We start from the raw sequence: 8,427 nt of genomic DNA on the forward strand, positions 1-8,427 counted from the left end.
CTGGGGGAAACCCGCGTGGAACGGTGTCCGTCCGATGAGACGAGAGCGCCGAGCCGTGGACTTGTGAGGTTGTACGACGATAGGGACGGGACTGTGGAAAAGTCTCGGTGACTGTCCGTGGCCGGATGCATCCTGGACGCATGACAGATCTTGCGGGTGAACTGCGCGGGGCCGTCCGGGGCGAGGTCGGGTTCGACGTCACCGCCCGGGCGCTGGTCACCATGGACGCGTCCAACTACCGGCGGGTCCCGCTGGGAGTGGTCGCCCCGCGGGACGCCGAGGACGTGGCCGCCGTGCTGGAGGTGTGCCGGGCGCGCGGGGTGCCGGTCGTGGCGCGCGGTGGCGGCACGTCGATCGCCGGGCAGGCGACGGGCACGGGCGTGGTGCTGGACTTCACCCGGCACATGAACGGCCTGCTGGAGCTGGATCCGGGCACGCGCACGGCCGTCGTGCAGCCCGGTCTCGTCCTCGACCGGCTCCAGGAGGCCGCCGCCCCGCACGGTCTGCGGTTCGGCCCGGACCCCTCGACGCACGGCCGCTGCACGCTCGGCGGGATGATCGGCAACAACTCGTGCGGCTCGCACTCCGTCGCCTGGGGCACGACCGCGGACAGCGTGCGGGAGCTGTCCGTGATCACCGCGCGCGGCCACCGGCTGCGGCTCGGGCGGGACTGGGCGGGGGCGCCGCAGGGCCTGCGGGAGCTGGTGGAAGGCGAACTGGCCCGCCTGCGCACCGGCTTCCCCGACCTGCCCCGCCGTATCTCCGGGTATGCGCTGGACGCCCTGCTGCCCGAGAAGGGTGCCGACGTCGCCCGCTCCTTCTGCGGCTCGGAGGGCACCCTCGGCATCCTGACCGAGGCGGCCGTCCGCCTGGTGGAGGCGCCCCGCGCGCGTGCGCTGGCGGTGCTGGCCTATGGGGACGAGAGCGCCGCCGCCGAGGCCGCCGCGGGTCTGCTGCCGTACCGCCCGCTGACGGTCGAGGGGATGGCGGCCGACCTGGTGCGGGCACCGGCCGGGCTGCCGCGGGGCGGTGCCTGGCTGTTCGTGGAGACGGGCGGTGGGTCGGCGGCCGAGGCACGGGCGGGTGCGGAGGCCGTCGTGCGCGCGGCGGACGTGGTCGACTCCCTGGTGGTGACGGACGTCGCGGCCCAGCGGATCCTGTGGCGGATCCGGGAGGACGCGAGCGGCACGGCGACCCGCATGCCGGACGGCAGCGAGGCCTGGCCGGGCTGGGAGGACTGCGCGGTGCCGCCCGCCCGGCTCGGCGCCTACCTGCGCGACTTCCGCGCGCTGCTGTCGGCCCACGGCCTGCGCGGCACGCCCTACGGCCACTTCGGCGACGGCTGCATCCACGTCCGCATCGACTTCGACCTGCTCACCGAGGCCGGTGTCGGCCGCTTCCGCCGCTTCTCCGAGGACCTCGCCGACCTGGTGGTGGCGCACGGCGGCTCGCTGTCCGGGGAGCACGGCGACGGGCAGGCCCGCGCCGAGCTGCTGCCGCGGATGTACGGCGCGCGGACGGTGGCCCTCTTCGAGCGCGCCAAGGCCGTCTGGGACCCCGACGACCTGCTCAACCCCGGCATGCTGGTCCGCCCGGCGCCCCTCGACACCAACCTCCGCTTCGCCGTCCTGCCCCGCCGCCCGGTCGACGTGGCCTTCGGCTATCCGGCCGACGGCGGCGACTTCGGCGCGGCGGTCCGCCGCTGCGTGGGCGTGGCCAAGTGCCGTACGACCACGGCCGCCGGCCCCGCCGTGATGTGCCCCTCCTACCGTGCGACCGGCGAGGAGGAGCACTCCACGCGCGGCCGGGCCCGGCTGCTGCACGAGATGCTCGCGGGCGAGCTGGTCACCGACGGCTGGCGGTCCACGGAGGTCCGGGACGCGCTCGACCTCTGCCTGTCCTGCAAGGGCTGCCGCTCGGACTGCCCGGTCGGCGTGGACATGGCCACCTACAAGGCCGAGTTCCTGCACCACCACTACGCCGGCCGACGCCGCCCCGCCGCCCACCACAGCATGGGCCGGCTGCCGGAGTGGCTGCGCCTGGCCGCCCGCACCCGCACGGCCCCGCTGCTCAACGCGCTCGCGTCGGTCCGGCCGTTGGCGTCCGCCGCCAAACGCCTGGGCGGCATCGCACCGGAGCGCCGGCTGCCCCGGCTGGCGCCACAGACGTTCACGGCCTGGTGGCGCCGGAGAGAGCCTGCGCGGGGTGCGGAGGACTCCGTCCGGGACGGCCGGGAAGCCCTGGCCGAGGGCGGCCCCGGGAACCCGGTGCAGGCGCCGTCCCGGGACCTGGTCGTCCTGTGGCCGGACACCTTCACCGAGCATCTCTCGCCCTCCGTCGGCCGGGCCGCGGTGCGGGTGCTGGAGGACGCCGGGCTGCGGGTGGCCCTTCCGCCGACGCTGGTCCCGCGCGGCGGAGCGATCGGGGACGGCAGATCAGGTCCGGCGACCGCGCTGCTCGCCGCCCGCCGGGCCCGCGTCTGCTGCGGCCTGACCTACGTCTCCACCGGCCAGCTCGACCGCGCCCGTGCGGTACTGCGCCGCACGCTGGACCTGATGGAGCCGGTGCTGCGGGCCCGGGTCCCGGTCGTCGTCCTGGAGCCGAGCTGCGCCGCGGCCCTGCGCACCGACCTGCCCGAGCTGCTGCCCGACGACCCCCGGGCGGCCCGGCTCGCCTCGGCGGTCCTCACCTTCGCCGAGGTCCTGGAGCGATACGCCCCCGACTGGGCCCCGCCCGCCGTGAACCGCCCGGTCGCCGGCCAGACCCACTGCCATCAGCACGCGGTGCTCGGCGACGCCCCCGACCGCCGGCTGCGCGAGTCCGCGGGCCTCGCCGGCGAGCTGAGCGGAGGCTGCTGCGGCCTCGCCGGCAACTTCGGCTTCGAGAAGGGCCACTTCGAGGTGTCACGGACCTGCGCGGAGGAACAGCTGCTGCCGTCGGTGCGTCAGGCACCGCCGGGCACGGTGGTCCTCGCGGACGGCTTCTCCTGCCGGACGCAGCTCGAACAGCTGGCGGGGGTGAGAGGACGGCACCTGGCGGAGGTGCTGGCACAGGCACTGGACGAGGCACAGGAGAACGGGGGACCGGCATGACCGAGGAGCACGGCCGCGTGGCCGTCCTCTCCGACATCCACGGCGTACTGCCCGCGCTGGAGGCCGTGCTGGCGGAGCCCGAGGTCGCCGCGGCCGACCGGATCGTGCTCACCGGTGACATCACGGCGGGCCCGCAGCCCGCCGAGGTGCTCGGGCTGCTGCGGGCACAGGGCGAACGGGTGCTGTGGATCGGCGGGAACGCCGACCGCGAGCTGGTGGAGTACCGCCGGGGCGAGCGGACGGAGATCCCCGACCCCATCGGCCCCTTCGCGGCACGGGCCCTCACCGAGGAGCAGGTGGACTTCCTCGCCGCGCTGCCCACGTCGCTCACCCTGAGCATTCGCGGCCTCGGCACGGTGCTGTTCTGCCACGCCACCCCGCGCGACGACGAGGAGCTGGTACTGGTCGACTCCCGGCCCGACCGCTGGGCGGAGGTCTTCACCGGCCTGTCCCCACACGTCGGCACCGTGGTCTGCGGCCACACCCACATGCCCTACGTCCGGCTCGCCCACGGCCGCCTGGTGGTCAACCCCGGCAGCGTCGGCATGCCGTACGGCCGCCCGGGCGCCCACTGGTGCCTCCTCGGCCCCGGCACCGACCTGCGCGTGACGCCGTACGACACGGAGGCGGCGGTGGACCGGCTGGTCCGGGAGTGCGGCTATCCGGAGATCGAGGCGTGGGCGGACTACTTCCTGCGCGCGCGGGCGACGGACACCGAGGTGCTGGCGGCGTGGGGACCGAAGGACGGCCGGGGGTGATTCGTAGGGTGAGACGCCCCGCGACTTCCGGGTGACCGTCGAGCTTCGAGGAGCCACGCGCATGAGCCTCACCGTCCGCCCGATCAGCCGCGCCGAGCATCTCGCCCACGTGGCCGGGCTCGCCTCCGCCAGCCATCTGCAGATGCCGTCGTGGGGCGAGGTGAAGCCCGACTGGCGGGCGGAGAGCCTCGGATGGTTCGAGGCGGACGGGCGGCTCGCCGGGGTGGGGCTGGTGCTGCTGCGGCCGCTGCCCGGACTGAAGCGGTATCTGGCCTATCTGCCGGAGGGGCCGGTCATCGACTGGTCCGCGTCCGGGCTGGAAGACCGGCTCCGGCCGATGCTGGCCCATCTGAAGAGCCGGGGCGCCTTCTCGGTGAAGATGGGGCCGCCCGTGGTGGCGCGCCGGTGGAGTCCCGACGCGGTCAAGGCTGCGATCGCCGACCCCGGCGCGCACCGGCTGGGGCAGGTGGCGCCGACGTCGTACGAGCAGGGGGCCCTCGACCTCACCGACCGGTTGCGCGCGATGGGCTGGCGGCAGAGCGAACCCGGCCAGGAGGACGGCTTCGCCGCGGGCCAGCCGCGGTACGTGTGCCAGGTGCCGCTCGCGGGACGGTCGCTGGAGGACGTCCAGCGCGGGCTCAACCAGCAGTGGCGGCGCAACGTCAAGAAGGCCGAGAAGGCGGGCGTGAAGATCGTCCGGGGAGGCTACGACGACCTGCCTGTCTTCTACGGCCTCTACACCGAGACGGCCGAGCGGGACCGGTTCGTCCCGCGCCCGCTGCCGTACTTCCAGCGGATGTGGACCGCCCTCACCACCGAACACCCCGACCGGATGCGGCTGTACCTCGCCCACCACGACGGGGAGGTGCTCGCCGCCGCCACCATGCTGATCGTCGGCGGCCACGTCTGGTACTCCTACGGCGCCTCCACCGGCCGCAAGCGCGAGGTGCAGCCCAACAACGCGATGCAGTGGCGCATGATGTGCGACGCCCATGAACTCGGCGCCCACGTCTACGACTTCCGGGGCATCACCGACACCCTGGAGGAGTCGAACCACCTGCTCGGACTGCTCCGCTTCAAGGTCGGCGCGGGCGGGGAGGCCGTGGAGTACGTGGGGGAGTGGGACTACCCGCTGAACCGGCTGCTGCACAAGGCACTCGACGTCTACATGACCCGGCGCTGAGCCGTTCCCGCCATCCGAACACCGCGCGTCTCAGCATCCAGGACAGTTACATCAAGGGTTTACGCTCCTGACCAGGTCTACTACCCTGGACTGAGCAGTACAGCGAGATGAACGCGACCTGATCCCCGAGCCAGCCCAGGACCGCCCGTGAGCACGCCCAGCGCCACCTCCCCGACCCAGGCCGCACCCGCGTCCCCCGGTGGCGCCCCGCGCCGTCTGCGTGCGCTCGGCCCGGTCGGGCTGGTGCTGGCGGGCGGTGTCTCGGTGCAGTTCGGCGGGGCCCTCGCGGTGACGCTGATGCCCCGGGCCGGCGCGTCCGGGGTGGTGACCCTGCGACTGCTCGCGGCGGCCGTGGTCCTCCTGCTCGTGTGCCGCCCCAGGCTGCGGGGACACTCCCGCGCCGACTGGGGCACGGTGATCGTGTTCGGCATCACCATGGGCGCGATGAACGGCCTCTTCTACGAGGCGGTCGCCCGTATCCCGCTGGGTCCCGCAGTCACCCTGGAGGTCCTCGGCCCGCTGACCCTGTCGGTCCTGGCCTCCCGCCGGGCGATCAACGCGCTCTGGGCGGCCCTCGCGCTCGCGGGCGTCTTCCTGCTCGGCGGCGGAGGCTTCAGCGACCTCGACCCCACGGGTGTCGCCTTCGCCCTGGGTGCCGGCACCATGTGGGCGGCGTACATAGTCTTCAGTGCGCGTACAGGCCGCCGCTTCCCGCAGGCGGACGGTCTGGCGCTGGCCATGGCGGTCGCGGCCGTGCTGTTCCTGCCCATCGGCATAGCCACGGCGGGCACGCGCCTGCTCGACCCCACGACCATCGCCCTGGGCTCGGCGGTGGCCCTGCTCTCCTCGGTGCTGCCCTACACCCTCGAACTGCTGGCCCTGCGCCGGCTGCCCGCCTCCACCTTCGCCATCCTGATGAGCCTGGAACCGGCCATCGCGGCGACGGCCGGCTTCCTCATCCTCGACCAGTCCCTGTCCGCCGCGGAGGCCGCCGCGATAGCCCTGGTCATCGCGGCGAGCGTCGGCGCCGTGCGCACACAGGTCGGCCGCTCCAGGACACCGCTCCGGGCCCCGGAGGCCTAGGCGGCTGCTTTCGGACCGCCACCTTCCCCTGGTCGCCTCGCCACGCTGGACGTGGCATCGACCGATATGCCGTGGGCGCGAATCGAGCCGTTGCCGCCGGATCGCACCCCCCAGCGGGGTGGACCCTGTTCCGGCGCAGCCGGCCAGGCTACGCCGAGTACCGACGCCAGGGATCAGCCTCGGCGCGGGCCACTTCCGCGTCGTACTCGCTCGCGTCGAAGTCGAACTCCGACGGCCGGGCCCCCACGCGCGGAACCTGCCAGTCCGACCAGTGGACGACGTCCCCGATGCGCTGCACGACCACAGAGAGGAAGCCGCAGCATCCCCCGGTGCACTCCGGCTCACCCAACCGCACCCGGCACGGCTCGCGGGTCGCTCGTAGCGGGCTGGGGAGACCGAAGGGCAACGCTTCCGCCGCAAGCGGTCCGCGGCCCCCGGTGCCGACCGCCTGTTCCACGACGTCCTCGCCGTTGACCCGGAAGCGAAGTTGGGCAGGGAAGCGTGGTCCCCGCGGCAGCACCCTGATCTCCAACCGATCGAACATCAGGCCACTCTAGGACCCCCCGGTGCACTGCCTGACAGCCCTGTGGGGTCAGTGCGTGCGGCGCAGCCGGCGGCCGAGGAGGACGACCGCGATGCCGGTGGCCACGGAGGCACCGGCGAGACCGGTCACGGCCGCGGAGCGCCACGCCGAGCCGGTGTTCGCGAGCGCCGGGCGGTCGGATCCGCTCGCGGTGGTGGTGGCGACGGTGGTGGCGGCGCCGGCGGCGGTGGCGGCCTGGAGGATCAGGTTGGCGACGGCGCCGGGTTGCGCGACCAGCGACACGTGGCAGGAGTCGATCTCCACCGTGTGGGAGTGGGCGCGCTTGGCCTCGAACCGTTCCTGGGCCGGGTTGACGGCCATGTCCTGCCGGGCGACGAGCGCCCACGACGGGATGGTCTTCCAGGCCGCGACCTTGGCCGTCTCGGAGAACGCGGTGGTGGCGACGGGCCGTTGGGTGCCCGCCAGCAGGTTCGCCTGGCTCGCCGGGAGGCAGGCGGCGAAGACCGGGTGCACCTTGTCGCGCTTGATGTAGAGGTCGGTCCCGCTGACGCCGCCGCCCGCCCGGTAGGACACGGCCTGGGTGGCGGTGCCGAGGGCGCTGGGGAAGCGGCCGGCCAGTGACATACCGCTCTCGCCCACGTCGGGCATCAGCGCCGAGATGTACACCAGGGACTTCACCTGGGGGTTGCCGGCCGCGGCCGTGCTGATCACGGCTCCGCCGTAGGAGTGGCCGGCCAGCACGATCGGGCCCTTGATGCTCTTCAGCACGGAGGCGAGGTAGGCCGAGTCGCTGTACAGCCCGCGCAGCGGGTTGGCCGGGGCCATGACCCTGTAGCCCTGGCGCTCCAGTTGTTTGATCACCCCGTTCCAGCTGGAGCCGTCCGCGAAGGCGCCGTGCACCAGCACGATGGTGGGCTTCTCGCCGCCTGCGTCACCGACCGCAAGGGCCGGGGCGACCGTACCCGCGCACAGAGCGGCGGCGGCGAACCCCGCTGCCGCGACGCGGGTGCGCCGTATTCGGCGCCGTGAACCATGGAGCACGGATTCCGTCATTCCGGCCTCGCCTTTCTCGGGAGCCTGTGCTGCATCAGCTTTCACGGCCGGCCGCCGTCCGGCCCGGCCATGGCCTCCAACCGGGTGAAGCGGGGTCTGTGCGGCCGGGCGGTGCGGAGGTGCCCGGGGGCCCGGTGAGTGCTGACGCGCCGTGTCCGCGGCCGCGGGTTCCCGGCGTCGCGGAATCGCCCGCGGCGCGGGTGGCGAGCATGATCAAGGATCACGGGGGAGACGGGAGAGATCCGGGAGATCGGGGATCACCGGGGAGACGGGGGAGAGGGGGAGATCCGGGAGATCGGAAAGACCGGGGGAGGTCGGGGAGACCCGGGAGACCCGGGAGACCGGGGATCACGCGGATCGCGTGGTTCGCCGGGATCGCGCGGATCGCGTGATTCGCCGGATTACGTGGCTCACAGGGTTCACAGGGATCACGTGGCTCACAGGGATCACCGGGACCACGTGCATCACGCGGTCGGGGCCTCGCTCCCGGCGCTGTCGTGCCCGGTGTCGATGAACGCTTCGGTCCGGCGGCAGCGACGTGTGCCGGGCCGGACCTCCGAGCAGGGTGGCCCGCTTCCTCCGGTACCGGCCGCCGCCCCCGCCGGAGTGAGTCTGCGTCCTCCGAGCAGGGTGGCCCGCTTCCTCCGGTACCGGCCGCCGCCCCCGCCGGAGTGAGTCTGCGTCCTCCGAGCAGGGTGGCCCGCTTCCTCCGGG

At 73.8% G+C, this 8,427-nt stretch carries 6 protein-coding genes; 4 read left to right on the forward strand and 2 right to left on the reverse strand.

The genetic code is table 11. The annotated features are described in order from the left end of the window. The first annotated feature begins 140 nt into the window (after nucleotides 1-140). From ABVB68_RS01040 to ABVB68_RS01055, 4 genes are all read left to right on the forward strand, one after another. Nucleotides 141-3,092, forward strand: coding sequence for an FAD-binding and (Fe-S)-binding domain-containing protein (locus tag ABVB68_RS01040; RefSeq protein ID WP_353598881.1), 2,952 nt, complete (start codon nucleotides 141-143; stop codon nucleotides 3,090-3,092). Then, complete coding sequence (locus ABVB68_RS01045) at nucleotides 3,089-3,850, forward strand: metallophosphoesterase family protein (protein WP_353598882.1); 762 nt, start codon at nucleotides 3,089-3,091, stop codon at nucleotides 3,848-3,850. The genes ABVB68_RS01040 and ABVB68_RS01045 overlap by 4 nt, the downstream gene beginning before the upstream one ends. 61 nt (nucleotides 3,851-3,911) lie before the next feature. Continuing rightward, nucleotides 3,912-5,033, forward strand: coding sequence for a lipid II:glycine glycyltransferase FemX (locus tag ABVB68_RS01050; protein ID WP_353598883.1), 1,122 nt, complete (start codon nucleotides 3,912-3,914; stop codon nucleotides 5,031-5,033). 147 nt (nucleotides 5,034-5,180) lie between these two features. After that, nucleotides 5,181-6,116: an EamA family transporter gene (locus tag ABVB68_RS01055; RefSeq protein WP_353598884.1), complete on the forward strand. Its 936-nt coding sequence runs from the start codon at nucleotides 5,181-5,183 to the stop codon at nucleotides 6,114-6,116. A 148-nt stretch (nucleotides 6,117-6,264) separates the two neighbouring features. Here the strand turns inward: ABVB68_RS01055 and ABVB68_RS01060 are convergent, their stop codons facing one another. Then, nucleotides 6,265-6,660, reverse strand: coding sequence for a hypothetical protein (locus ABVB68_RS01060; RefSeq protein ID WP_353598885.1), 396 nt, complete (start codon nucleotides 6,658-6,660; stop codon nucleotides 6,265-6,267). A gap of 48 nt (nucleotides 6,661-6,708) precedes the next feature. Then, nucleotides 6,709-7,713, reverse strand: coding sequence for an alpha/beta fold hydrolase (locus ABVB68_RS01065; RefSeq protein WP_353598886.1), 1,005 nt, complete (start codon nucleotides 7,711-7,713; stop codon nucleotides 6,709-6,711). Between the last annotated feature and the right edge of the window lie 714 nt (nucleotides 7,714-8,427).

Origin of the sequence: Streptomyces sp. NPDC096012 (genome assembly GCF_040426375.1) — a bacterium.
GTDB lineage: Bacteria > Actinomycetota > Actinomycetes > Streptomycetales > Streptomycetaceae > Streptomyces.

What these genes read in the sequence shown, in the direction of transcription:
- ABVB68_RS01040 (WP_353598881.1), top strand. Translation starts at nt 141, where the DNA reads ATGACAGATCTTGCGGGTGAACTGCGCGGGGCCGTCCGGGGCGAGGTC.
- ABVB68_RS01045 (WP_353598882.1), top strand. Translation starts at nt 3,089, where the DNA reads ATGACCGAGGAGCACGGCCGCGTGGCCGTCCTCTCCGACATCCACGGC.
- ABVB68_RS01050 (WP_353598883.1), top strand. Translation starts at nt 3,912, where the DNA reads ATGAGCCTCACCGTCCGCCCGATCAGCCGCGCCGAGCATCTCGCCCAC.
- ABVB68_RS01060 (WP_353598885.1), bottom strand. Translation starts at nt 6,660, where the DNA reads ATGTTCGATCGGTTGGAGATCAGGGTGCTGCCGCGGGGACCACGCTTC.
- ABVB68_RS01065 (WP_353598886.1), bottom strand. Translation starts at nt 7,713, where the DNA reads ATGACGGAATCCGTGCTCCATGGTTCACGGCGCCGAATACGGCGCACC.